Annotated in this window: 15 protein-coding genes; 6 read left to right on the forward strand and 9 right to left on the reverse strand. The window is 40.1% G+C overall.

Features of this window, described 5'->3' with window-relative positions:
- Positions 1-154: 154 nt before the first annotated feature.
- From mutL to ACQY77_RS08955, 6 genes are all read left to right on the forward strand, one after another.
- Positions 155-1,996, forward strand: coding sequence for a DNA mismatch repair endonuclease MutL (gene mutL, locus ACQY77_RS08930; protein ID WP_421938321.1), 1,842 nt, complete (start codon positions 155-157; stop codon positions 1,994-1,996).
- Between the two features lie 114 nt (positions 1,997-2,110).
- Positions 2,111-2,851 (forward strand): rhomboid family intramembrane serine protease, encoded by a 741-nt coding sequence (locus tag ACQY77_RS08935; protein ID WP_421938320.1) that lies wholly within the window; start codon positions 2,111-2,113, stop codon positions 2,849-2,851.
- Positions 2,844-3,698: a rhomboid family intramembrane serine protease gene (locus ACQY77_RS08940; protein WP_421938319.1), complete on the forward strand. Its 855-nt coding sequence runs from the start codon at positions 2,844-2,846 to the stop codon at positions 3,696-3,698. The genes ACQY77_RS08935 and ACQY77_RS08940 overlap by 8 nt, the downstream gene beginning before the upstream one ends.
- Positions 3,698-4,807, forward strand: coding sequence for an endonuclease/exonuclease/phosphatase family protein (locus tag ACQY77_RS08945; RefSeq protein WP_421938318.1), 1,110 nt, complete (start codon positions 3,698-3,700; stop codon positions 4,805-4,807). Before ACQY77_RS08940 ends, ACQY77_RS08945 begins: the two co-directional genes overlap by 1 nt.
- 1,028 nt (positions 4,808-5,835) lie before the next feature.
- Entirely contained in the window at positions 5,836-6,468 is a 633-nt protein-coding gene (locus tag ACQY77_RS08950; RefSeq protein ID WP_421938317.1) for a nitroreductase family protein, read from the forward strand.
- A 205-nt stretch (positions 6,469-6,673) separates the two neighbouring features.
- Positions 6,674-9,400 carry a carboxypeptidase regulatory-like domain-containing protein gene (locus ACQY77_RS08955; RefSeq protein ID WP_421938316.1) on the forward strand — a complete coding sequence of 909 codons (2,727 nt, stop codon included), beginning with the start codon at positions 6,674-6,676 and terminating at the stop codon, positions 9,398-9,400.
- Positions 9,401-9,471: 71 nt separating this feature from the next.
- On the opposite strand, the gene ACQY77_RS08960 is transcribed toward ACQY77_RS08955, so the two are convergent.
- The 9 genes from ACQY77_RS08960 to ACQY77_RS09000 form a co-directional block, all read right to left on the reverse strand.
- Complete coding sequence (locus ACQY77_RS08960; protein ID WP_421938315.1) at positions 9,472-10,431, reverse strand: 2-hydroxyacid dehydrogenase; 960 nt, start codon at positions 10,429-10,431, stop codon at positions 9,472-9,474.
- Positions 10,432-10,553: 122 nt separating this feature from the next.
- Positions 10,554-11,354, reverse strand: coding sequence for a DUF4249 domain-containing protein (locus ACQY77_RS08965; protein WP_421938314.1), 801 nt, complete (start codon positions 11,352-11,354; stop codon positions 10,554-10,556).
- Positions 11,355-11,357: 3 nt separating this feature from the next.
- Complete coding sequence (locus ACQY77_RS08970; protein WP_421938313.1) at positions 11,358-13,679, reverse strand: TonB-dependent receptor; 2,322 nt, start codon at positions 13,677-13,679, stop codon at positions 11,358-11,360.
- Positions 13,680-14,461: 782 nt separating this feature from the next.
- Positions 14,462-15,580 (reverse strand): multiheme c-type cytochrome, encoded by a 1,119-nt coding sequence (locus tag ACQY77_RS08975; RefSeq protein WP_421938312.1) that lies wholly within the window; start codon positions 15,578-15,580, stop codon positions 14,462-14,464.
- 90 nt (positions 15,581-15,670) lie between these two features.
- On the reverse strand, positions 15,671-17,446 hold the full coding sequence (locus ACQY77_RS08980; RefSeq protein WP_421938311.1) for a cellulase family glycosylhydrolase: 1,776 nt from the start codon (positions 17,444-17,446) through the stop codon (positions 15,671-15,673).
- 35 nt (positions 17,447-17,481) lie between these two features.
- Entirely contained in the window at positions 17,482-18,894 is a 1,413-nt protein-coding gene (locus ACQY77_RS08985; RefSeq protein WP_421938310.1) for a glycoside hydrolase family 30 protein, read from the reverse strand.
- Positions 18,895-18,980: 86 nt separating this feature from the next.
- A complete protein-coding gene (locus ACQY77_RS08990; protein WP_421938309.1) occupies positions 18,981-20,510 on the reverse strand; it encodes a RagB/SusD family nutrient uptake outer membrane protein in 1,530 nt (509 codons plus the stop codon).
- Positions 20,511-20,520: 10 nt separating this feature from the next.
- Positions 20,521-23,640, reverse strand: a complete 3,120-nt coding sequence (locus tag ACQY77_RS08995) for a SusC/RagA family TonB-linked outer membrane protein (RefSeq protein ID WP_421938308.1) — start codon at positions 23,638-23,640, stop codon at positions 20,521-20,523.
- Between the two features lie 257 nt (positions 23,641-23,897).
- On the reverse strand, positions 23,898-26,801 hold the full coding sequence (locus ACQY77_RS09000) for a triple tyrosine motif-containing protein (RefSeq protein WP_421938307.1): 2,904 nt from the start codon (positions 26,799-26,801) through the stop codon (positions 23,898-23,900).
- Positions 26,802-26,880: the final 79 nt, after the last annotated feature.

Genomic DNA, 26,880 nt, shown 5'->3' on the forward strand with positions numbered 1-26,880 from the left:
GAAGGTTCTAAATTGAAAGAAAACATTTTTACGTCATTTATATGCCAATCGTTTTATTGTGATAGTTAACAGTCATTTACATGTTGAGTTTTACACAATCAAGGGCCTTTTGTCTTATTTTACCTAATTTAGCAAATTCACATTGCCTTAATACATGACAGATATAATCCAATTATTGCCTGATGCCGTTGCCAATCAAATTGCTGCAGGGGAAGTGGTTCAACGCCCAGCTTCTGCAGTGAAAGAATTGCTTGAAAATTCGATTGATGCAGGCGCAGATAAGATTCAACTGGTCATTAAAGATGCTGGTAAAGGGCTCATCCAAATTATCGATAATGGTTGTGGTATGAGTGTTACCGATGCACGTATGTGCTTTGAGCGGCATGCCACCTCTAAAGTTAAAAAGGCTGAGGATCTTTTTGCTATACGTACCATGGGTTTCCGAGGTGAGGCCATGGCTTCTATTGCGGCAATTGCCCAGGTAGAAATGAAAACCCGCAGGCATGAAGATGAAATTGGCACCTGCATTTCTATTGAAGGCTCGCAGGTGGTTAATCAGGAACCCGTAGCAACCGCAGCCGGCACCCAGATATCCATTAAAAACCTGTTTTACAATACTCCTGCCAGAAGAAACTTCTTAAAGAGCAACCCGGTAGAAATGCGTCATATTATGGATGAGTTTCAGCGTGTAGCACTTGCCCATCCGGCCGTTTTTTTTAGCCTGCACCATGACGGGGTTGAAGTTTTTAACTTACCCAAAGGCAATTTAAAACAACGTATTGTTCACCTTTTTGGCAATAATTATAATGAACGTTTGGTTCCTGTAGAGGAAGAAACAACCATAATAAACCTCAAAGGATACATTGGCAAGCCTGCGTTTGCTAAAAAAACCCGTGGTGAGCAGTTTTTCTTTGTGAACAACCGCTTTATCAAAGATCCTTATCTCAACCATGCGGTTAGCTCTGCTTTTGAAGATTTACTGCCTGATGACAGCTATCCGCTTTATGTACTTTTCATAGAGATTGATCCAGCTAAGATTGATGTAAATGTACATCCAACGAAAACAGAGATCAAATATTTAGATGAAAAATCTATCTATGCAATTTTAAAATCGGCTGTAAAGCGTTCTATTGGAAGGTATAACATTTCACCAACTTTAGATTTTGATCAGGAAACAGGATTTAGCAATATGATCTCTCCTAAAGCGGTAGAAGATATTGTTCCTCCAAGCATCAATTTCAATCCGGATTTTAACCCTTTCGCATCAGAAAGCCCATCTGCTCCTACTAACTACAGCGCTCCGGCCAGGGGCTACGAGCCAAAGGCCAGTACAAAAAACTGGGGTTCACTTTATGAGATTACTCAGGAACCTGTGGTAGAACAAACGGCTATTTATGCCGCCGATGATGCAATTTTGGAAACCAAGCAAAAACAATATATGCAGCTTCATAATCGCTATATTGTGTCACAGATAAAATCGGGCCTAATGGTAATCGATCAACAAATGGCGCATGAGCGCATCCTTTATGAACGTTTTCTCGTACATCTGGAAGATCGAAAGGGGGCATCACAACAAAGTTTATTCCCACAAACCATTACACTTAACGCCAATGATTTTGAATTGGCTAAAAGTTTGCTTGAAGACATAAAAAGTTTGGGTTTTGATGTACGCGAATTCGGTAAAAATACGTTGGTGGTAGAGGGGGTTCCTGTTGATTTAGGAAGCAGTAACATTAATGAAACACAGTTATTTGAACAATTAATAGAGGGCTTTAAAAACTCTCAACAAGAGTTAAAACTGAGCAAAAGAGACAGCTTAGCCCGGAGTTTAGCCAAAAACAGTGCAATTAAAGCGGGTACAAATTTGGGACAAGAAGAGATGAACACCTTAATTGATGAATTATTTGCTTGTAAAACCCCTAACTTTAGTGTAACCGGTAAACCGATTATCCAAACCATTACTTTAGCAGAGTTGGATCGGAAGTTTGAGAAATAGTTGGGAACTGGGAGTAAGGAGGAAGAGCAAGGAACAAAGCCTAAACAGTTAAACAATTAGCCGGTTCAGCAGTTAAACAAGTCCATCTGGACACAAATACTTGATACTAATTAAATGAACAACATATATATCCCACCAGTAGTTAAAAATTTACTGATAATTAATATACTCTTTTTTCTAGCAACACTATATTTTCAATCACAGGGAACTCGACTAGAGTATGTATTGGGGGCATTTTATTTTGACTCTCCGTTAGCTAAACCATGGCAGCCAATTACCTATATGTTTATGCATGGTGGTTGGGCACATATTTTCTTCAACATGTTTGCCCTTTATTCATTTGGTACTTTGCTGGAAAGTCGTTGGGGTATTAAAAAATTTATTACCTTTTATTTAATTACAGGCTTAGGAGCCCTGGCCTTGCAATTAGGTGTTCAGGCATTTGAAACCTATCAGTTAACAGGTACAATTTTCAACCCTCATGCTGTATCCGTAGATTTTGGCACAAGTATGGTTCAGGCTAATGTTAAGGGGCTAAACAATGAACAATTAGGAAAATTAATCGATATTTACACCACCCCGATGGTAGGTGCCTCTGGCGCCATCTTCGGACTTCTGGTTGCCTTTGGGATGCTGTATCCTAATGCAGAATTACTCATTATGTTCATCCCTGTTCCGGTAAAAGCCAAATACATTATACCTGTTTATATTTTAGTTGAACTATCTTTGGGGGTAGCGCAGATTCAAGGCGATTCGGTTGCGCACTATGCACACCTGGGAGGCGCCTTAATCGGTTTTATCCTGGTTAAGATTTGGAAAGACAAAAACGATACTTTTTACACGCTTTATGAATAACAACATTTTTAAAGATTTAAAATTTAAGATTTTTCAGTCGGGAAATCCCTTATTCTTTTACATTGGGATTAATGTGATTATATTTCTTATGGTAGCCATTGTTGGTGTAATTACCTGGTTGAGCAGAACAGATTTAGGCATAAATGCTTTCATTCAGGAATACCTGGCACTTCCAGCCGCATTTTCGAGTCTCCCTAAAAGATTTTATACGATTTTCACTTACATGTTTTTCCATGCCGATATATTCCACATCCTCTTTAATATGCTGGGATTGTTCTGGTTTGGAAGCATTTTCATGAACTTCCTGAAAACCCGCCAATTTCATTTTGTATACCTGGCAGGGGGATTAGCGGGGGGGCTATTTGCCGTAGCAGCACTAAATCTATTCCCGGTATTTACCGATCAGCTCTCTCAGACTTACATAATAGGTGCGTCTGCGGCAGTAATGGCGGTGATTTTCGCTACAGCCACCCTTGTTCCCAATTATACACTCATGCTGCTCTTTTTTGGAGAAGTTAAAATTAAATGGATTGCCCTGGTGTATTTCGTCCTTGATTTCATTTCAATTGGTGGTGGAAATGCCGGAGGTAGTTTCGCACATATTGGTGGCGCATTATTGGGCTTTTTATACATCAAGAGCCTTCAAAATGGAAGGGATTGGAGCAAGATATTCGAGCGAAAAGCAAAAATGCGGGTAGTTAGAAATGAAAAGCCATCGAAAAAACAAGATGTAAAGGGTGTTTCCCAACAGGAAATAGATGCTATTTTAGATAAGATTTCTACTTCTGGTTATGACAAACTCACCGCAAGTGAAAAAGAAAAACTTTTTAAAGCAAGTAAGGATTAATGGCGCAAAAGAAGAAATATAATTTCTTAGATAAAGTGATTCTGCCCATTGCAGTTGTTTTGGCCATTGCATTGGTAATGGGCACCCTTGCAGGTGGCTTAGATCCGCGCCAACACTCCATTATCGCCTTTTTCGGTCTTGCCTATCCATTTGTATTATTTGCGAATATCATCTTCTTAGCCTGGTGGCTCATTAGCAAAAAATGGATCTTCGCTATCGCTACCCTTATTATTATTGCTTCTGGCTCTAAAACATTAAAGGCTACATTTTCGCTTGGAGGTAATGAAGGCAGAGCAGAAAAGGTAGATAACAGCATCAGAATGATGACCTACAATGTGCACAATTTTAAGCTTTACGGCGGCGATAATGATGAATCTGTGAAAGAGAAAATGCTACAGGTAGTGAAAGACCAAAATCCGGATATTATTTGTTTCCAGGAATTTTACACCCGATATAAAGGTCCTTTCGACATTGTTGACAGCCTAAAGAAAATCCTCAAAACCCGACATTTTTATTTCGTTCCAACCAATAAAAATGATTACGAGGCTATGGGATTGGCTATTTTTTCGAGATACCCCATAAAAAATACCGGAACAATTCCTTTTTTAGAGGGCGTTCAGGGAAATATGAGTATTTATACCGACCTGGAAGTAAAAGGTAAAACCTTAAGGATTTATAACGTACACTTTCAGTCTATCTCTTTTGAAAAACAAGATTATGAATATCTCGACAAGGTAAAAGAGATGAATACCGAGCTTCAACCTTCTAAACGGATATTAAGAATGTTGAAGAATGCTTTTTTAAAGCGCAGCGGACAGGTAGACATTATGAAAAAAGAGATGGCCACCTGCCAGACACCTTATCTTATTGCAGGTGATTTTAACGATACTCCAGCCTCGTATGTGGTAACACAGATTACCAAAGGCCTTAACAATGCTTTCATTAAACAGGGATCAGGATTCGGCAAAACCTATAACGGCAAATTCCCGAACTTTCAGATTGACTACATTGCTACTTCGAAAGAACTTGAAGTACTTAATTATAAGATTACACAAGCTAAGCTATCAGATCACTTTCCCGTACGGAGCGATTTGAAGTTTGTTGATTAGCTTTTTACAGCAAAGAAAAACATGTTTTACGCAGGTTAAAAGAGAGGCAGTACCGAGTGGTTTCTTAGCCACGAACCAGAGATAGAGACTTTTAACTTTTAACTTAAAGGGTGAGTTGCTAGCTGTGTAGCTGGCCAGGTGCATAATGTACAATTCAAAAGGATTTAATGGCGAACGGTTGGCCTTGAGCCACGAACCAGGGATATGGATGTTTATCAGGCAATTTTACCACCGAGAACACAAAGTTTACACAGAGAAAAAGAGAGCAGTTGGTACAACCAATCGCCAAACTTAGAACCCGGGAAAGTTAGCATATCAGACTTTTAACCCTTAACTTTTAGTTTGAAGTTTTCAGTTGGGAGTTTTCAGTTTTAGGCGCCCGGACCTGTAACTTGCAACCCGGCCTGAGCCATGGACCACGGATATGGATATTTATCAACAATTTTACCACCGAGGACACAGCGTTTACACAGAGAAAAAGAGAGCAGTTGGTACAACCAACCGCCAAACTTAGAACCCGGAAAAGTTAGCATATCAGACTTTTAACCCTTAACTTTTAGTTTGAAGTTTTCAGTTGGGAGTTTTCAGTTTTAGGCGCCCGAACCTGTAACTTGCAACCCGTAACTCACAACTTGTTTATGCGCCCAGACTTAAAACTTATAACCTAAAACTTACAACTTTCTTAGCACACCAGACTTTTAACCCTTAACTTTTAGTTTGAAGTTTTCAGTTGGGAGTTTTCAGTTTTAGGCGCCCGAACCTGTAACTTGCAACCCGTAACTCACAACTTGTTTATGCGCCCAGACTTAAAACTTATAACCTAAAACTTATAACTCTTAAGCACACTTTTAGCCTTCAACTCCCGAGCCAAGTCCCATCTTCATACTTTATACTTGATACTTCATACTTGACACTAACAGAAACTATCCTTTAAGATACCGCCCCTACTTTCTTACCATACATCAACAAATGGTTGCTTCTTAATATTGATATTTGCTTCATAAAATTTGAAATAAAATACTATTGATATGAGTTTAATTGAAGCCCTAAACTGGCGTTATGCCGTTAAGAAAATGAATGGCCAACCTGTAGAGCAAGCAAAAGTTGATAAAATCATTGCTGCAGCTCATTTGGCTCCTACTTCATCTGGTTTACAACCTTTTAAAGTGATTGTAGTAACCAATGACGAATTAAAAAAACAAATTACCCCGATTGCTTTTAATCAGCCACAAATTGAGGCAGCTTCTCACGTATTGGTTTTTGCTGCAGATGAAAACTATACAGACGAAGGTATTGATGCGGTTTTTAGCAGAATGAATGCAGAACGTGGTTTACCTGAAGATACTACTGATGCCTACAAAAACCAACTTAAAGGCATGCTGTTAAACAGATCGGCAGAAGAAAACTTTAACCATGCTGCCCGTCAGGCTTATATTGGTTTTGGTTTAGCTATTGCTGAAGCAGCACTTCAAAAAGTAGATGCTACCCCTATGGAAGGTTTTATTGGTGCTGAACTGGATAAACTTTTAGGTTTAGATAAACAAGGTTTAAAAAGTGTTACCATTCTTCCCTTAGGTTATAGAGATGAAGCCGGAGATTGGTTGGTAAACTTGAAAAAAGTACGTAAGCCTTTAGACGAGTTTGTAATTGAGTACAACTAAGCGCGTAACCGAAAGGTTGCAATTTGCTTAATATTTAATAAATTAAAAGAGATGTCTGCTGTAGTGGTTACAGCGGACATTTTTTTTGCTGCTGCCCAACAATAATGTAGAATTTTTATGTAAAAAAATGTTAAACCAGCCAACAAGTTGGGTGCTATATTTATAATTGGATATATTTACAACCTGAGTAATTAATATCTAATTCATGAAGATTTCTAACATCTCCTTTACTATACTTTGTTTTTTAAGTTTTCTGGCTTTCCGTTCGTCGGCTCAAACCGATACTGTTGGCATCAACACCATCATCAGTAAAACCAATAAGGTTTTGAATGATTATCCGCAGGAGCGAATTTACCTCCACTTTGATAAACCTTATTATGCTGTTGCAGATACCGTTTGGTTTAAAGCCTATGTAACTGAAAATCAAAATTTCCTTTCGGGATTGAGTAAAGTAATTTATGTAGATGTAATCAATCAGCGCGATTCGTTAATCGAAACCTTAAAGCTTCCGGTAAATGGAGGTATAGCCAATGGCAGTTTCCCATTGGATCAAATCAACTATAAACAAGGTAATTACCACATCCGGGCATACACCATGTGGATGTTAAACTTTGATAGCCCGGCTTATTTCAATAAAACATTCTATGTGGGCGAAGCTATTGATAAAGAAGTTAAAACACACATCAGTTATAAAAATCTTTCTACAGATAAGCAGGAAAAAATTGATGCCCGGGTACAATTCAGAGATGCCAACAACAAGCCATATGCCAACAAAAGTGTAAACTGGAAAGTAGTAACCAGTTATACCGAAATTGCCAAAGGCAGGGGAACTACAGATGCGAATGGTTATCTTACCATTTCAATGACTGCCAACCAGAAAGCAGAGTACCAGTTGCAAAAAGGTGAATTAATCACGACCATTAATACCACCGAAAAAGATGTGGCCAGCAGTACCTTCCAGCTTAAAAACGCCATAATCAATAAAGATTTTCAGCTTTTTCCTGAAGGCGGAAATTTAATTGCAGGATTAACCAATAAAGTAGCTTTTAAAGCCATTAAGAGTGATGGACTGGGCATTAGCAGCAAAGGTACCATTACAGATAGTGAGGGGAAGCAGGTAGCCACTTTTACAGCGCAGCATTTGGGTATGGGTACCTTTAGTTTACCTGTTGAAGCGGGCAAAAGCTATAAAGCCAATGTTACTTATGCCGATGGAAGCACGCAAAGCTACCCCCTTCCGGCAGTTGTTGCTTCTGGAATTACAATCAGTATTGATAATGCTGAGCCCGACAATGTGGCCGTAAAAATTAACGCCAATGATACTTTCTTTGATCAGAACCAGGGTAAAAAGTTTTACCTCATTGCGCAAAGCAAGGGGGTAATCTGCTATGGTGCACAAACCGCTTTATCTAGCAAAACCTATAGTACAACCATTCAAAAATCTAAATTCCCTAATGGTATTGCCCAGTTTACATTATTTGCAGAAAATGGAAAGCCATTGAGTGAAAGACTCGTTTTTGTGCAAAATAAGAATAACCTGGCCCTGGCTTTAAGTTCTGCACTGCCAAGTTATGGCGTTAAGAAAAAGGTAAAAATAAATTTAGCGGCTAAGAAAGATGGGGCACCTGTTGAAGGAAATTTCTCTGTTGCTGTTGTAGACGAAACTAAGGTTCCGGCTAATGAAGATGCTGCAACCACCATTTTAACGGGTCTATTGTTAAGCAGCGATTTAAAGGGTTATATCGAAAAACCGAATTATTACTTTAATGCACCAGATGCTAAAAAAGCAGCAGATTTAGATGCCCTATTGCTAACCCAGGGTTACCGTTCTTTTGCTTATACCGATGTAATTGCCGGAAAGTTACCTAAAATCAGCTTCCTTCCTGAACAGGGCATCGAAATATCAGGTATCCTTCGTATGGGGAACGGTATCCCGGTAAGAAAAGGTTCACTTTTACTGAGTATTCCCGATAAGCGTTTTAACCTTGAAGGAACCACCGATCCGGTAGGGAATTTTAAATTCCAGAACCTCGTGTTCAACGATTCGTCTAAAGTGACCATTACTGCTAAATATAATGTGAACTATAAAAACATGACCCTAAGCATTAACGGTGCACCTACCCCAACGCTAACCAGAAATTTCAGTGCAGCAGATGAGGTTTTAAATATTGATAGTGCCTTAAATACTTATTTGGATAACAGCAAAAAGCAATATGCCTATCTACATGTTTTAAAAGATGTAAACATTAAAGCAGCTGCCATTCCTAAGGTTAGCCACAAAGATTATCCTGCTTTAAGTGGCTTGGGTCAGATGGCCGACCACGAGGTTACCGGCGATCGTTTACAAGGGTGTGGATTGCTGATTAACTGCTTACAGGGCATGCTGGCTGGGGTTACCTTCGCTGATAATAATTTTTACGTTACACGCGATTATAATGCCGGAAAAAGGGTGCCTATGGGTATTTTCATTAACGGTATGAATGTAGATGTAAATCAGATCAACACCATAGATCCAAATCAAATCGAATCCATTGAAATCTTTTTAAGAGATGAGTTAGGTCTGGTAAACCGTGCAAATAATGTAAATGGTGTAATTGTATTCAACCAGAAAAAGGCACCAAAAGGCACCAAAATATCGAAAGCACAGCTAATGGACTTACTACCTAAGTATTATGAACTTAGCTTCTCTCCGGGTGGATATAACAAGGAAAAACAATTTTACTCACCTAAGTATGAGGTTGCCGCAAGCATGAACCGCAACGATTTACGTACCACCATTTACTGGAATCCGAAATTAATGACCGACGCTACAGGAAACACCTCTTTCGAATTTTATAATGCAGATGGCAGAGGCCAGTATAAGGTTATTGTTGAAGGTATTGATGCCAACGGGAATTTAGGCCGTTCGGTATTTAGATATAATGTAAAATAAGTCATTAGGCATAAGCCTGAAGTAAAAAAGGATCAATATATGGGTTGGTATCGCCACCAACCCATACATTATCAATCAACCGGATAAGGCAAAGGTTCGCCTTTTAAGCCGGCTAAAATATTCTCTGCTATTATTTTCGACATGGCTGTTCTTGTTTCTTCTGTAGCCGACCCAATGTGTGGAAGTACAGCAACATTTTCCATGCTCAATAAAGGATTATCCGGATCCATTGGTTCAGGGTTGGTCACATCAAGCCCTGCTCCCCAGATTATTTTTTGTTGTAAAGCTTCAATCAGGTCATGTTCATTATGAATCCCGCCCCGGGCAGTATTGATAAAGATGGCATCAGGTTTCATCTGTTTAAAAACATCCAAAGTGAACATGCCTTTTGTTTCGGGTGTTAAGGCAGTATGAACCGTTAATACATCGCTTTGCGCCAATAATTCCTCAAATGAAACATATTTCGCACCGATCTCTTTTTCGGCTTCTTCATTTCGGGATCTGTTGTGATAAATCACGGGCATTTGATAGGCTCCAACACATTTTCTGGCCATTTCAAGGCCAATATTTCCCAAACCCAACACCCCTAAAGTTTTTCCCTTTAATTCTATTCCCAACTCCCGGGTTGGCTGATAAGCTCTCCAGTTGCCTGCAAGGATTTTCTTATGAAGAAAAAACGCTTTTCTGCTTACGGCCAGCATCAAAAGAAATGCGGTATCAGCCGTAGCTTCATTTAATACCCCTGGTGTATTCCCAATGGGAATGTTTAATTTTTTCGCAGCATTAACATCTACCTGATCATACCCCACCGAATGTAATGCAATAACCTTTAGGTGCTTGCAAGCCTGGAGAAAATCGGCATTAATTTTATTTCTGCCCACACTAATAAGCGCATCACTTTTCTGGCAAATTTCAATCAGCTCATCTGCGGTTATGGGTCTATCCTCTTTCCATTGTGTAATTTCGACATTGTTTGCTCTAAGCTCTGCTATCCCCTCTGCTGCAATATTTCCACTAATAAATACCTTCATTAATTTTTAATTAAGTTTACAATGAAGCATTATATAAACTTCATATTAAGTTGTCTTATTTATCAACAACTTCATGCATATGGAGTTTAATATTTTTTCAATAAAAGAAAATATCTTATTTATTATTTAACAGTAGCCCCTAATTTTTGATAAGTATTGGCACTAAAGTAACCCAGGGCATTATTCGAGATATTAGAGGGTGGATTGGCAGGTGTAGTACCTTGATTTGGGCCTCTTCCTACCTGCTCAGCCAGAGAGAACCAGTAATCAAAAACCTGGGCATCTACGCATTCCAACTCCACTACCAGTTGATCGCCGGTGTTGAGTTCCTCATCCCGCTCTTCATCAGTAAAGAAAAACAACTGCACCCTTAAGTCGTTACCATCCGTTAAACGGTCGTTGTTGGCATAAATACTTTTAGAAAGTACTCCATTTCGGTAAAGATAGAATCGATATTGATTAGGCTCATTTTTAGGATCAGTAAGGTAAGCTGCTGTGGTTTTACGGTTACTTCCAAAAAAGTAGTTGTTAATTACGCCAATCGAATCCATCAGCACCTTTTTAGGCATCATTGAATTGGCTGTATATACCGATCCTTCAGCCGTTACGCTCATGCTATAAGTTGTTCCGGGTACCCCTTTCATTCTATTGGTATAAATTCCCGGAGCGGTTTCTTTGAATTCAAATTTATTGCCCTTGTTATCTGTAACGGTAACCACCGCACCAGATACCTTTGGATAAATGCTCAGCTCACTGTAACCTACAGTTTTAGAAATCTTAATTTGTTGATCGATAAGGCTATCAATGATCTTTCCTTCAATAACAATTTGCGGTGGGGCATCTTTTGTATCAATATCAATAATTTTCTTGCAGCCACCGAGTGATAACAACAATAATGCAAAGTATAATATAAGCCTTTTCATGAATTAAAATTTAAAATTCCAGGTAATAGATGGAATAAGCCCGAATAAAGAAGTTTGTTGTGCGGCAGTTTTTCGCGGATCATTTGGATCGTCAATAAACTCGATTGAATATGGATTTTTTCTACCCAGAAGGTTGTATACACCAAAATTCCAGCTTGACTGATATCTTTTGTGTTTCTTACCTTCAAGGGTGGCACTTACATCCAAACGCATGCTGTAGGGCATTCTGCCTGCATTTCGCTCGGTATAATAATAACTGGTTTGCCCCCCAATGGAATATTTTCCGGCAGGAAAAGTTACCGCATTGCCAGTGCTGTATATAAAGCTAGAAGAGAAGGTCCAGCGTGAGCTGATGTTGTAAATACCTACTACCGATAAATCATGCGTCCGATCCTGGCGGGAAGGAAAATATTGGCCATTATTCAGCTCTTTAAATTTTCTTTCGGTACGGGATAAGGTGTAACCCACCCAGCCATTCAGCTTGCCAAATTTCTTTTTAAAGAACAATTCCAACCCATATGCACGGCCACTGCCATATAATAATTCAGACTCGACATTTGAATTGGCCAGCAACTGTGCTGCATTTTTATAGTCGATTTGATTTTGTAGCCATTTATAATAAACCTCGCCTGAAAATTCGTAATTGTTGTCCTCAAAATTCCTGAAATAACCCATCGAAACCTGATCTGCAATTTCGGGTTTAATGTTATTGCTGCTCAACACATATTGATCGGTTGGAGAGCTTGAGGTGGCATTGGTAAGGATGTGAACATTCTGGGTATTCCGGTTATAAGATGCCTTAATGGAGTTAGCTTCATTAAACAGGTAACTTACTGAAAAACGGGGCTCTAGATTGAAATAATTCTTGTAAAATTTACCACCTGATACACTTTCAGTAGATGTAATATTTCCTTCCTGATCGTAGGTACTAAAATTACCGGGGCCCATTAATGAGAATGCGGCCAGACGAACGCCGTAAAGAAAATTTAAATGCTCAGTTGCAGCCCATTCATCAGAAATATACGCTGCAGATTCTATCCCATATCTTTTTTGCTGGGTAAGCGGGTTAACCTGCGATTCCTGGGTAACACTGATATCTATCGGAGAAATGCGGTGTTGCGTTGCATTAACACCAAATCTTAGCGTGTGCTTGTTGCTGAAGTATTGAAAATCTTCCTTGAAATTAAAATCACGTACCAGCGAGCTTGCCTTGAAATTGGTGGCATCATTTAACAAACGTACCGTGTAATTGTAATTGTTGTAAATGAGCGAGGTATTGGAAAACAACCGGTCGCTGAAAATGTGGTTCCATCGGAAAGTAGTTGTCACATTTCCCCAGTCGTTGGCAAAAAGATCTTTTACACCAATATTGTCTTTACCAAAATATCCGGAGATATAGATCGTATTTTTATCGTTGATTTTGTAGTTTGCTTTAGCATTAATATCGTAGAAATTGAGTGTACTGCCATTAATGGCAGAATCTGGCGAAGCTCTGAGAAATAAATCGATATAGGTTCTGCGAAAGCTTACCATAAACGAACCCCGATCTTTTACAATGGGGCCCTCAGCTTTTAAACGGGATGCGATTAAACCTATCCCTCCTTGAAATTTAAATTCCTTATTGTTACCATCATCCATTTTTACATCTAAAACCGATGATAAACGCCCTCCATATTGTGCTGGCATTCCACCTTTATACAAACTCACATCTTTAATGGCATCGGCATTGAAGGTGGAGAAAAAGCCCAGAAGATGGGAAGAATTGTATACTACCGCCTCATCTAAAATGATCAGATTTTGATCTGCAGCACCTCCCCGTACATAAAAACCAGTATTTCCCTCACCACCGGATTTAACCCCCGGTAATAGCTGAATGGTTTTTAAAACATCTTTCTCTCCGAGCAATACGGGAATACTGTTGAGCGATTTCATATCTACACGCTCCAGTCCCATTTGTGCGCTTTTCACATTCTCATTTTTGCGGTTGGTAGCACTTACCACCACCTCTGCCAGATCGCTTCCACTCTTTAATTCTTCATTGAGCTTAGTATCTTTATTTAAGGTAATGGTTTTGGTTACCGGTGTATATCCGGTATAACTGACTACAACGGTATAACTCCCTTCTATTTGGCTTAAAGCAAAATAACCATAACCATTGGTCAGTGTTCCTGCAGTGGCAGGTCCGGAGATTTTAACGGTAGCACCAATGAGGGTTTCACCTGTACTTGCATCACGGATAGTTCCGCTTAAAGTAAATTTTTTCTGTGCTAAAAGTGCTGTACTAAAAAAAAGGAATATAAAAGACAGGTAATATTTCATCGGCATGCAGCTACTGTATAAGGTGAATGATGTGAGCCAAATGTACGAATTATGTCTGATTGCTGAAGCGCTTAGATCGTAGGTGAGGTGGTTAAATGTTTAGTTGTCCAGCGGCATGATGTAAATTCGAAAAGGATTTAATAGCGAAAGGCGGGTCTTGAGCCACGAACCAGGGATATGGATGTTTATCAGGCAATTTTACCACCGAGAACACAAAGTTTACACAGAGAAAAAGAGAGCAGTTGGTACAACCAATCGCCAAACTTAGAACCCGGAAAAGTTAGCACACCAGACTTTTAACCCTTAACTTTTAGTTTGAAGTTTTCAGTTGGGAGTTTTCAGTTTTAGGCACCCGGACCTGTAACTTGCAGCCCGTAACTCACAACTTGTTTATGCGCCCAGACTTACAACTTATAACCTAAAACTTACAACTTTCTTAGCACACCAGATTTTTAACCCTTAACTTTTAGTTTGAAGTTTTCAGTTGGGAGTTCTCAGTTTTAGGCGCCCGGACCTGTAACTTGCAGCCCGTAACTCACAACTTGTTTATGCGCCCAGACTTACAACTTATAACCTAAAACTTACAACTTTCTTAGCACACCAGATTTTTAACCCTTAACTTTTAGTTTGAAGTTTTCAGTTGGGAGTTTTCAGTTTTAGGCGCCCGGACCTGTAACTTGCAACCCGTAACTCACAACTTGTTTATGCGCCCAGACTTACAACTTACAACCTAAAACTTACAACTTTCAACCACCCAGACTTACAACTTACAACCTAAAACTTACAACTCATTTCCCATAAATCCCTATCCTGTGCGATCTTAGCAAATAAGGATTTGGCTGATCTTTGCCTGCCATTTGGAAAGAAATCAATCTGGAAGCTTCTTTAGGCATGTGACAATCAATACAATTACGAACTAATGGTCCCTTAGCTAAAGTTGCCTGACTGTGTTTGGTACTTTGATGACAGCTGATACAGCGTTGCGAATAAGCAGACAAGTTTCCTTTAATACTTTCATGTGTACTGTGGCAGGATTGGCAGGTCATGTCTTTACTTTTTCGAAAGCAGTTGCTGCCCTTGAGCATGGCGGTCTGATTACCGTGCACATCAGGATTAGCACCTCCGAAAGAAACAAAATCCTGCACAAAATAATCTTCAAGCTGATCTCCGGGCTGGAAACCAAATATTGATTTTTGTACCATTAAATCATTTCCGGAATGACAGGTACCACAAGCATCCATTTGCTGTTTCCTGCTTAATTCTTTAAATACAGTAATGTATTGTGCCTTTTTCTCTTCAGGGTTTTCCAAATGAAAAACCACATGCTGCTTCGCCGGTCCATGGCAACGTTCACAATCAATCCCATAAATAATTGATCCACGCTCCATCTCTTCATCAACCTGCGTACCCGCTCTTTGCGAACTGTTAGACTGGATGTAAGAAGTATGACAAGCCAGACATCTGCTGGTTATCGCCCTGTCGAAATACATTTCATTACTCGGAAAGCCCGGACTATTGGCCCAGTTCCCAATAGTTGAGAAGTAAGAAAGTGGGAGCTCATATAACTTTTTACCTTTCCAGTAGGCATAGGTAAAAGCCTTTTCCCCTGAGCCAAAAATCACATCAAACTTCTGATTTCGTACCGCCTTACCCTGATAATAGCCTACCTGATAAATGCCGCTATCACTTTGCTCAATCATCACCTTCATGTGATCATTAAACATAAATCCATTTTCATCAGCTTTTAAAAGCTTAGCTAGCGATTGCGCTGTAACAGGTGCAGAGGTTAATCCGTGATTGTTATGGGCATAATTGCTGGCAATATCCTGATGGCATTTTACACAGGTAGCTGCCCCTGCATAGTTTTCTCCACGGATGTCTTTTGGAAGCTGATCTGCCGTATTCATACAGCGCGACAAAATCACAACCGTAAGTGCAATTACAGCAATTACAATGAATATACGCGGGATGCCTTTCAAAATAGGATATCAGGTTAGTTATTTTATAAATTGAATATAGCTAAAATTATATCCTCCAGCATCTGTAAGTATGCGGATGGTATTTTTCCCTGCTTTCAATGGCACATTTTTAATCTCGAAAGTTTTAAAGTTTTTAAGCCCTCCCGAGTTCGGAACGTTAACATTTTTGGCTACAAGCAAGCCATTAATGAAAACAGACAGTTTGCCTTCAGCATCCTGAGCAGCTGTATTCAGTTTTAAAATATAGTTTGCTTTGTTTTTGGATGATACCGTATATTGTAACCACTCTCCTTTTTCGATATGATTAACATAATATTTTTCATATTGTGCAGAATCTTTGGCAATATCTACACCATCATTTCTATAAATACGGCCCCTGTTTCCGGCACTTCTTTTATTTGTCGACACATGATAATCAGCCGTATCTACATCAAAATAAGCTTTGCCGTTTCTCCCCAAATCGTAGTCCACAGCAAAAAGGATAGACTTATTTTGTATCTTATTTGCTTTAAATGGTTTAGTTTCCTTACTAAAAGGTTGACGTATCATTGCATCAATCACATCTCTGTGGATAATGGTATTTTCCAGTTTGGTGTAAATAGCGAGCTCCATCAAGCCGCTGTATACATTGCTATCCTTAGGTTTATTCCCGCCATTATTAAAATACCGTACCAGTGCATCATAATTTGGGTTAGACCGGATTTCCATCGGATTGTTGCTACCAACCTTTTTTAGCGGCCACCAGGCCCATCCAATATTGTTCTTTTCTAAAAGACTAATGGCATCAGTAAACCAAACATTTGAGTTTTCTCCTGTTTCGCCCAACCAAACCGGCACTTGCTGTTCATCTCTTGCCTTGATGATATGTGCAATTGAGGCCTGGTTGTTGTAGTTCCAGTATTTGTGGAAGCTGAGTACCATATTTTTATCCCATACCGGAAAAATACCATTGTAATTATTTCCCCAGCCATTGCCTTCTATAATGATGATGTGCTTCTGATCAACCGATCGGATAGCCTCAGTAATCTCAACCATTAATTTTCTGAGGGGGGCATTTAATTTCTCTTTTGTTCCATTTTTATCCTCCTCAGGATTTTGAAAACCATAGTTTGGTTCATTCAAAATATCATAAGCACCGATATACGGTTCGTCCTTATAACGCGCTGCAAGTTTTTTCCAAAGGGCAACAGTCTTCTGCTGATTGGCTTCACTTGTCCATAAATATGGCTTTGAAGGATCACGATCAGCGATATTTACATCGTTGCCTTGTCCACCTGGTGCGGCATGCAAATCTAAAATCAGGTACATCTGGTTCGCTTTACACCAGGCCAGCAAACTATCGGTTAGTGCAAAACCTTTCTCTAGCCAGGTATCTTGTCCTGCAACGGGTTCCTTATCTACAGGTAGCGTATAAAGATTGTAATGCATCGGCAACCGGATAGAATTAAAACCCCATCTTTTTAGCGAGTCAACATCAATTTTACGGGTGTGGTTAGACAGCCAGGCATCATAAAATTCCTGTGTTTGCTTCGGACCCATTAGTTCTTCAATGCGTTCGCGAATTCTGTACTGCTGAGATTCTTTGTTAATCTTCAGCATGTATCCCTCCTGAAGCATCCATCCGCCCAGCCCTATACCACGGAGCAATACATTTTCGCCCCTTTCATTGACGATTTTAGTTCCGGCAGTTCTTAAAAACCCTTGGGCATTTGCGTACTGAACAGCCATACACAGTAAAAAAACTGCAAAATATTTACCTAAACGAGGCTTTTTATAATGAAGATGCTTAAACATAGGAGAATTTATAAAGGTTAATTGGGAAAAGATAATTACCAAACATAAGTGGCAACAGCACCAGCATCTAAACTGGCAGACAAACACTGGCCACCAATGTTGATGTTAAAGGCAGATATAGCCTTACCCGTATTGGCTACAATCAATACTTTTTTCCCTTCGGGAGTTTTAAAAGCCACGTTGGGTAAATCTGTTGGTTCGCTGGAAGCAATGCGCAAAGAACCTGGCCTTACAAACTTAGAGGCATGTGCTACAGAATAATAAGCCAGATTTCGGGTAAAGTTATCCCCATCTATGGTTACTGCACCCTGGCACATAGAACAGCCACCCCGGTCGGTATATGGCTTATTTTCCGGGTCGGCAGCCAAATTCCACTCTAAAACATTCCTGCTCCAGTTTCTGCTGGCACCAATAATGAGTCGCTTTACCGGATTGACAATATTAATTTCGGTTGCATTTGGCCTTTCTACCACCATCTGTTCAGAAAAATAAATGTGTTTATCAGGATGTGCGTTGTGTACATCTGTTAATGCTTCGATTTTCCCACCATAGAGATGAAAAGCCGAGCCATCAATATACTTGCTGGCCTCCGGGTCATCTAAAATGCTGATGGGGTAGTCGGGCCTGTCGGCATTATGATCATAAACAATAATTTTGGTTTTAATGCCGGAAGCCAGGAAAGCTGGTCCCAGGTATTTCTTCACAAAAAGGGCCTGATCTGGCGCTACCATTAATAAACTGGGATTGTTTCCGGGATGGAGGGGTTCATTTTGAACCGTAATGGCATCAATTTGAATCCCCTCTTTTTTCATCTCAGTAATGTAGCGCACAAAATATTTTGCATAGGCAGCATAAAATTCGGGCTTTAACATGCCCCCACGGGCATCGTAAGCCGTTTTCATCCACAAAGGTGGCGACCAGGGCGAACCCATAATCTTAATCTTCGGGTTGATGGCTAAAATCTCTTTCATCACCGGAATGATGTCTTTTTTATCCGGTCCCAGATCAAACTTAGCCTGTTCCAAATCCTGTTCCCCTTCAGGAAGATCATTGTATGAAAAAACCTTTTCATTCAGATCAGAAGCGCCAATGCTTAACCGGAGATAACTAATGCCGATATTATTTTCATCAGTTGCAAAAAGCTCACGAAGCAGTTTCGATCTGGCTGGGGCAGACATTTTAACAATGTGCTGTGCACTTCCACCCGTTAATGCAAAACCAAAACCATCTATGGTTTGAAAGCTTTCTTTATCGTTGATGGAAATGGTGGCATTATTGTTTTGCTGTTTGCCGAACCGGAGCTCATGCGCTTGCTTTTGAAACAAAACAGTTCGGTCGGCCTTGGTTAGCCAAACCTGGGTATCGTTTATTTTCTGAGCCTCTGCTGTTAAATTAAGCGTTAGAGAAAAGAATATGGCAGTACTCAGTACGTATCTGGAAAAAATCATAGAATTTGAAGTAGAAATTATAAAAAACAGGAAGAGCATTTGATCTCTCCCTGTTAACAATTATAACTAAGCAATAATGAGCCTGATTATTTGGTTCCTCCCCATTCTTTACTCTGCACAATTTTAGAATTGGCCAATTCCCTTTCCGGGATTGGGAAAATCTCATTTTTTCCCGCTTTAAATCCTTTTCCGGCCAATACTGTTGGGGCCAACCCCCAGCGCACTAAATCAAACCAGCGGTGACCTTCTGCAGCAAGTTCCAAACGGCGTTCGCGCATAATATTATCCATGGTTACTGGCAGTGGATTTAAGCCCACACGGGCCCTCACAGCATTAAACATCGTATAGGCTTTTGTACCTGCACCAACCGCAGCACCACTTTTCAATAGCGATTCTGCCTCTAACAAATAAGTATCAGCCAATCGGATCTCATACATGTCCTGCCCAAAGTTTAACTCTAACTGCCCGCTTCCTGCTTTTGTTGAAACCCGGCCGGCATATTTTTCAATAAAATATCCCGTATTGGCATAAGCATGTTTATAAGTTACAATACCCGCTTTTTCCAAACTGTCTAAGTTGGCAACTGTGGCTTTATTACGGGGATCAAAATGAATCTGATCAAAGAAATCTTTGGTAAATGGCAGGAAACTCCAACCAGAAATGTAATCTGGTGCCAGGGCTGCATTTACGGGCACATAATTTCGCGGACCAACCAAAATACTCATCACATTGCCTTCACGGCTACCCACTGTTCCCCATCCCATATCAGAGGTGGTATTGTAAACCAATTCCAGGATAGATTCTGAATTGAACTTATTTTTCACATTCCACAAATCAGCATAATTGGCCAATAGTTTGTAACCATACTGGCTTGCACCTGGTGCAGGGCCGTTTACCAAGGCAAATTCTGCCGCAGCTTCTGCCCATTTTTGCTGCCACATGTAAACTTTACCCAAAACGGCATGAGCAGCACCTTGTGTTAACCTTCCACCCTGACTAGCCGCCGGAACGGTTGGTGGCAAATTAGGAATGGCTTCTGTGAGGTCTTTAATTACCAACGCATACACCTGATCAGCAGGCGCTTGTACAACGTCATACATGGCATTCGGCTCCACCACCTCCGTTAACAGCGGAATATTTTTAAACAGCTTTACCAGGTCAAAATAGTAGATTGCCCTTAGTGCTTTTACCTCAGCGATATACCTGGTTTTAGTCGCGTCATCCAATCCGGCATTGGCCACTTTTTGCAGAAATACATTCGCACGGTATACACCGGTAAATCCTTTACTCCACAAGTGGCTGGCAGCGCCAGATGTAGAGGTTAAAGTATAATTATTAATGGTTTGTAAATCACCAATATCAGAAGGCGAATCTCCGCCGGCAAAATGATCATCAGAACCTGCCGAAAGTATATTTATCTTGGTAAGATAACCTGATGACTGGTTTCCCAAAATATCATAAACGGATATTAATGAGGTTAAGGCTTCAGACGGTGTTTTATAATAACTGGTTTCCAGAATACGTTCTCTTGGGTTTACATCAAGCTGTTTTTTGCATGAGGTAAATAACTGTGTTGAGGCTGCAATAGCCGCAATATATAAAATGCTCTTTTTCATTGTTCAAGTATTAAAATCCAACATTTAATCCAACCATAAATGAACGGGCTTGCGGATAAACACCTCTATCAACCCCTAATACAGTTCCACCGATTTCCGGATCATAACCTGTGTAGTCTGTAATTGTCCACAGGTTTTCACTCATTAAATAAACCCTTACTTTTTGAGCACCTACTTTGTTGGAAATTCTTTGAGGAAGTGTATAACCTACCTGTAAAGTTTTTAGTCTGAAATAATCTCCCTTTTCCAGGTAAAGTTTAGAGAACTTGATGTAGTTACCATTGGGATCCGATTCTACAATGCGGGGCATGGTGGTTGATGGATTGCCCGGAGTCCAGCGATCTAAAATTTTAGTTTGCCAGTTGGCATAGGTAACATCTAAGCGGCGTAAGCCCTGAAAAATCTGGTTTCCACCAACACCGTTACCAAAAGCTACCAGATCCCAGTTTTTATACGCCAGGTTAATGGTTAAACCGTAGGTATATTTGGGTATAGGGCTGCCAAGGAAAGTTCGGTCAGAAGAATTGATGGCTTCATCACCATTTAAGTTGGCGTATTTAATGTCTCCAGGTTTAGCATTAGGCTGAAGTTTCGTACCCCCAGGACCAACATAACTGTCGATTTCTGCCTGTGTTTGAAAAATCCCCAGCATATCATAACCATAATATTCATTGAAAGATCTGTCTAACCCTGTTCTGGTAAAGTTCCCCATGGTTTGGAAGCTCTGTGCGTTATCCTCAATAAAGGCCTTACCTGGCAACAGTCTGGTCACTTTATTTTTAAGGAAAGAGATGTTTCCGTTGATCCCCAAATTCAGTTCACCGATTTTTTTGCGGTAACCCAATTCAAACTCAAAACCAGTGTTCTCCATATCGCCTACATTTTGTGTAGGGCCACCAGCTGCCCCCACATACAAAGGGATATCAGGTGTTTGTAATACCCCTACTGTTTTCTTTTTGTAGTACTCAGCAGATAGTGTGAAGTTGGTAAACAGGGTAGCATCAAACCCGATGTTGGTTTGACGGGTTTCTTCCCATTTCAAATCAGGATTAGATAAAGCCGCAGGGCTCCAGCCAATTACACTCTGATCCGTTGTACCAAAGGTGTAGTTCCTGCCGCTGCTCACCAAAGAAACGTACCTGAAATCGCCTAGTGCATCATTACCTGTTACCCCATAACCTCCACGGATTTTTAAGAAATTAACAACATTATTTTCTTTCCAGAAGCCTTCTTTTGAGGGTACCCAACCCAACGAGAATGAAGGAAAGTAACCAAAACGGTTGTTGGTACCAAAACGAGACGAACCATCACGTCTCATGATACCGGTAAAAAGGTATTTCTCATCATAATCATAAGTAACCCGGGTAAATAAAGAGTTTACCACATGAAGCGTTCCGTCACTACCGCCAACAAGTTTATTGGCTGTTCCCGGATCGTAGTTTAAATTTGCCTCATAAAAATTATTGGCAATGATGTTTTGATAAGTTGTATTTAAACTTCTGGTATTGTTATCCATATAATAACCCTGACCTAAAATGATGAAGGCATGGTGTTTACCAAAGTTTTTCGCATAGCTCAGGGTATTTTCCCAGTTATAGTTCAATACCGTATTGATTTCACGATAGAAAGATTTTTTATCGTTTTTTGATGAAGAGTTTAAGTAAAAAAGTGGTGTAAATGAATCACCTCCGTAAAAGGCTACTTTAGTACCTAAGGTAGATCTGAATTTTAAATTGGTAATTGGTTCTATTTCTGCAAAAACGTTACCTACAATATTATGGTCCCAACTGTAATTGCCCAATCGGGTTTGCATGTATGCAACGGGGTTGGTCATTTCCTGCCCTACAATTGGCGAAATTCCATAGGGGAAACCATCGGCATTTCTTAATGTATTGGCAATTGTATATGGCGATTTATTAATTAAATTCGGATTAGTTTCTACAACCGGGGTAATTGGATCTAAGTTAATGGCCGAACTTAAAGGTCCGCCAAATTCGCTGTTGGTGTTACCTAAGCTGCTGTTTACCGCATGGCTATAACCTAAGTTTTCGCCAATGGTTACCCATTTGGCTGGCTTATAAGTCGAATTGATCCTTACGTTTGCCCGGTTCCATTTAGAAATTGGGCTGGCCACAATACCATCCTGATCAATATAACCAAAAGAACTGTAAATGGTAAACTTCTCACTGCCACCACTAATGCTAAATTCATGTGTTTGGCGGCGTGCGTCATCATTAAAAACCTGGTCTTGCCAGTTTGTACCCTCTCCTAAAGCGGCAGGGTTAGCGTAAGGCTGTGGTAAGCCAGAATTTGCTGCCGACTCATTTCTAATGGTGGCATACTGGGTAGCGTTTAATAAATTTAGTCTTTTAGCAGGGGCAGATGTTCCATAAAATGCATTATAATTAACATTTATAGAACCTACTTTACCTTTTTTAGTGGTGATAATTATTACCCCGTTGGCTGCTCTGGCACCGTAAATGGCTTGTGATGCTGCATCTTTTAAAACCTCAATGGATTCAATATCTGCCTGATTCAGGTAGCCAATACCGCCATTATCTACAATTACACCATCAACTACCCAAAGCGGATCGTTGTTGCCACCAGAGGCAAAAGAAGTGTATCCCCTTACCCTAACCGTAGATGAAGAACCTGGCTGGCCATTACCAGAAGCAATGGTTAAACCAGAAGTTCTGCCCTGTAGGGCTTGCTCTACCCGGTTAATGGGCATGCTCTCCAAATCTTTGGCCTTAACGCTGGAGATAGATCCGGTAACCACACTTTTCTTTTGTGTACCATAACCTACCACCACCACATCAGTCAAATCTCTGGTATCGGCAGATAAAAAAACATTTAATGTAGTAGAAGTAACGGTAACCGTTTTTGGAGCCATTCCTACTAATCGGAAAACGAGCTTAGCTCCATTAGGTACCTGAATGGAATACCTTCCCTCCGCATCGGTAGATACCGCTTTGGCGGCATTCTCTTGTTTAACAGTAACACCCGGTAGCGGTGTCCCGTCTTTCTCATCGGTAACTTTTCCTGTAACGGTAATATCCTGTGCAAATAGCACCATTGGAAATACCATGATACAGTAAATGAAGAATACGAACGTAAATCTTCTGCTCATAGAAAATAATTTTAGGTTAATACTTGGTTAGTTAGCGCATGGTCTTTGGGCGACCAAAACAATGTTCCAAATCTATAGGGGGCGCTATACTTTTACCGCATCTGCCACCACTACACAAACCATACATTACCTTGTTTTTAACCTAAAATTGTTTTTTAAGACCCTACATAGCCCCTACAACATCAAATCAAAATATTGATTACTAAACACTTACAAACAAACCATTTTAAAAATGGCTTTGTAACAAAAACAGTAACTTAATCGGGTTTTTGGCGCGAAATACCAATTAAAAACTCGTAAAGATTAACATCCGGACGCAATTGAAGCTTCTTTCTTAAGCGATACCGCCCTACTTCTACTGCCTTAATGGTAATATTCATCAACTGTGCCATCTCCTTGGAGGAAAGATTCATAGACAAATAAGCACAGAACTTAAGGTCGTTCTGGCTCAAATCAGGATACAGGTCTTTGAGTTTATTGAAGAAGTCTTTGTTCACCTGGTTGAAGTGCATGCTGAGGTGATCTAATTCCTGATCCTTTTTCTCTACTTCTTTAATTAAACGGATCAAATGCCTGAAGCTTGGCGAACTTTCAGTAATGTCGTGATTTTTAACTACCGCAGAAATAACCTCTTTTATTTTAGCTAAAACCTTACCCCTTTGCACCAGGTGCATATTCATGGTAGAAAGTTCCTTGTTTTTGTAATTAACATCAGCCTCGAGCTTCTCATTCTGCAGGCGAACAATCTCTTTTTCATTGCGATCCAGCTCCAGCTGATGCAGATAACCCATCCGTTCCTGCTCTTTATGGTGTTTTTTCTTCTGCCAGCGGATAATTAAACGAATAAGCAAGACAATGAGCGCTAGGTAAACCAATCGCATCCAGATGGTATTGTACCAGGCAGGCAAAACTTCAAATGTATAGCTCACCACATCAGATTCATTGCCTACATCAATTCGTGATTTAATCTTGAAAGTGTACTTGCCTGCCGGAAGATTGGTATAATCCTTTTCGCTTTTGGTACCCCAGGCAGACCAGGCTTCATCAAATCCAACCAGCTGATAGCTGAAGTTAATATTTTTATCATGCTCAAATAAAGTGGAAGAAAATTCGAAATGAATAGAATTGAACTGATAACTGTATTCAGGAAGGCTCTTTTCATCCTGCCTGGCAGCTAGCTGATCCCTGGATAAGAAGTATCCCCCAAACACGGTACTATCCTGGAGCTTTACTGTTCCTAAAAGTACATTGGGCTTGGTTATGTTTTGGATGTATTTATTATAATTAATGTGATATGCGCCTTTATTGGCCCCGATAAAAATGTTCTGATGATCTAAGGCATAAATGGATTCGAAACCCCCAACCACTTTACCGTCCAGCTCGGGCAGGTAAAAAATATTAAAAGATTTATCGCCCTTAGGCTTCGAAAAATCAATTACGCCAACCTTCTTATTACTTACAAACCAGATGTTACCCTCATTATCCTCTTTTAAATATTGTACTGAAACTCCATTTAAAGCATCTCCAAACAACTTAAAACGAACAAATTTATGTTGTTGGGCATCGTACTCAAAAACCCCGTTTGATGTAGCGACCACTACCCTGTTCTTAATCCGGTAAACATAATTATACAACTTAGAAGGTAGCCCCTCTTTATCGGTAAACATGGTTGTGCGTTTAACACGTTTTCGATCTGCCTGGAGTTCAATGCGGTACACACCATGATAGGGATGGGAGGCCCAGATGTTATCGTTATTATCAACCACAATAAACCTTAAGGTTTCATTTATACCATCTACCCTTTCCGAGCCCACAAACTGCCCCTTAACATAATTTATCTTCTGCAAACCCTGGTAGGTGCCTGCCAGCACATTTTGAGCGGGGTAAACATTGTCTAGGGGCTGATACATCCAGGTACCCGGAAGCACGTATAAAGGTTTAGCCAGGTTGCCGTTAATTACAGATGTCCCATCCTCGTGGGCCATTAACAGTTGGTTGTTAATCTCATCTAAGCCCCATACCTGTCCTTTTGTATTTTTAACCTCCGTAAAATTGGAGGTAGAATAACTTAAATCGCGTTTATTGGGCTCCAGGTTAGAAGTGTAAAGTCCGTTTGAAGTACCAATGTAAAGCTGCTGCCCAAATTTTCTGAAAGCATAACTGGTTGTTTGTTTAGTGCGGTCAGGAAAAATTCTCTTAATGGCGCTGTTAATCGCCACGTAAGAGATCCCATCATCCAGGGCCAGCCACATGTTCTTATCGCGATCCAGTAATATGCCGCGTACATTGTTGTTCTGAAGCCCTTCACGGTAATTGTATTTTTGGATCAGATTGCCTTTCTTATCCATGATATATACTCCTCCGGAGGTGGTACCAATGGCATAATGTCCGTTGTTAATCTGGCTGGCAAAGAAAATGCGGTCATTAAAAAACACCCGGTCTAAGCTGGTTTGAAAAGGTTTGAGCATGCCATTGCTAACCAGAAACAATCCTTTTTTTAAGGTAGAAACCAAAAGGGTATCGCCGCTATATGGCAAAATACCAGTCACCGATGATACCTTCATCTCCTGGGCAGCACAAAAAGGTTTCCAGAGTTCTTTATCATAAAGCAGCAAACCTGCATCCTTATCCTGCGAGAGTACCTTGTTGTTTACTGCCCCTACAAAAAGCCAGGTAGAACTGGGTTTATAATATTTAATGGCACCATCCCGATAATGAAGAATGGCATTGTTAGAACGAAAGTAAACCTCATCGTTGATGATGGCAATATCCCAAATGTCAGCAAGTTTACGCATGCTTTCAGGAATCAGATTGAGTAAAGAAGTATATTGAAGTACCCCCTGTGCATTGGGGAAGAAGTATCCGACTTCATCCTGAGCACCAACATAAATCCTGTTTTTAGAATCGATACCTACCGATCTTACAGAAGTATAATTGGGAAGCCGGTAAAGGTTCCAATATCTTCCGTTAAAGGTTAGCAGCCCCTCATTATTGCCAAAGTATAAAATGCCATTCCGGTCTTGCTTAACATCCCAGTTTTGGATGCCACCGTTATATTGTTCATTGTTGTAATTCACAATTTGTGGAATTCCCAATAAATCTTGGGCTTGTGAAGTATAGCAGCTCAGAAAAATGATGAAAAGGGATAAAAGTTGCTTCATTTGGTCAGGGATGATTTCCGCAAGGATAAATATATAAATTTTAATTTCTTTTAAATATGATGTCCAGCATTGAAGAACG

The sequence above is a fragment of the Pedobacter sp. genome, assembly GCF_965279535.1.
Lineage (GTDB): Bacteria > Bacteroidota > Bacteroidia > Sphingobacteriales > Sphingobacteriaceae > Pedobacter.

Coding starts and splice junctions, on each gene's coding strand:
- mutL (WP_421938321.1), top strand. CDS start 155: ATGACAGATATAATCCAATTATTGCCTGATGCCGTTGCCAATCAAATT.
- ACQY77_RS08935 (WP_421938320.1), top strand. CDS start 2,111: ATGAACAACATATATATCCCACCAGTAGTTAAAAATTTACTGATAATT.
- ACQY77_RS08940 (WP_421938319.1), top strand. CDS start 2,844: ATGAATAACAACATTTTTAAAGATTTAAAATTTAAGATTTTTCAGTCG.
- ACQY77_RS08945 (WP_421938318.1), top strand. CDS start 3,698: ATGGCGCAAAAGAAGAAATATAATTTCTTAGATAAAGTGATTCTGCCC.
- ACQY77_RS08950 (WP_421938317.1), top strand. CDS start 5,836: ATGAGTTTAATTGAAGCCCTAAACTGGCGTTATGCCGTTAAGAAAATG.
- ACQY77_RS08955 (WP_421938316.1), top strand. CDS start 6,674: ATGAAGATTTCTAACATCTCCTTTACTATACTTTGTTTTTTAAGTTTT.
- ACQY77_RS08960 (WP_421938315.1), bottom strand. CDS start 10,431: ATGAAGGTATTTATTAGTGGAAATATTGCAGCAGAGGGGATAGCAGAG.
- ACQY77_RS08965 (WP_421938314.1), bottom strand. CDS start 11,354: ATGAAAAGGCTTATATTATACTTTGCATTATTGTTGTTATCACTCGGT.
- ACQY77_RS08970 (WP_421938313.1), bottom strand. CDS start 13,679: ATGCCGATGAAATATTACCTGTCTTTTATATTCCTTTTTTTTAGTACA.
- ACQY77_RS08975 (WP_421938312.1), bottom strand. CDS start 15,580: ATGAATACGGCAGATCAGCTTCCAAAAGACATCCGTGGAGAAAACTAT.
- ACQY77_RS08980 (WP_421938311.1), bottom strand. CDS start 17,446: ATGTTTAAGCATCTTCATTATAAAAAGCCTCGTTTAGGTAAATATTTT.
- ACQY77_RS08985 (WP_421938310.1), bottom strand. CDS start 18,894: ATGATTTTTTCCAGATACGTACTGAGTACTGCCATATTCTTTTCTCTA.
- ACQY77_RS08990 (WP_421938309.1), bottom strand. CDS start 20,510: ATGAAAAAGAGCATTTTATATATTGCGGCTATTGCAGCCTCAACACAG.
- ACQY77_RS08995 (WP_421938308.1), bottom strand. CDS start 23,640: ATGAGCAGAAGATTTACGTTCGTATTCTTCATTTACTGTATCATGGTA.
- ACQY77_RS09000 (WP_421938307.1), bottom strand. CDS start 26,801: ATGAAGCAACTTTTATCCCTTTTCATCATTTTTCTGAGCTGCTATACT.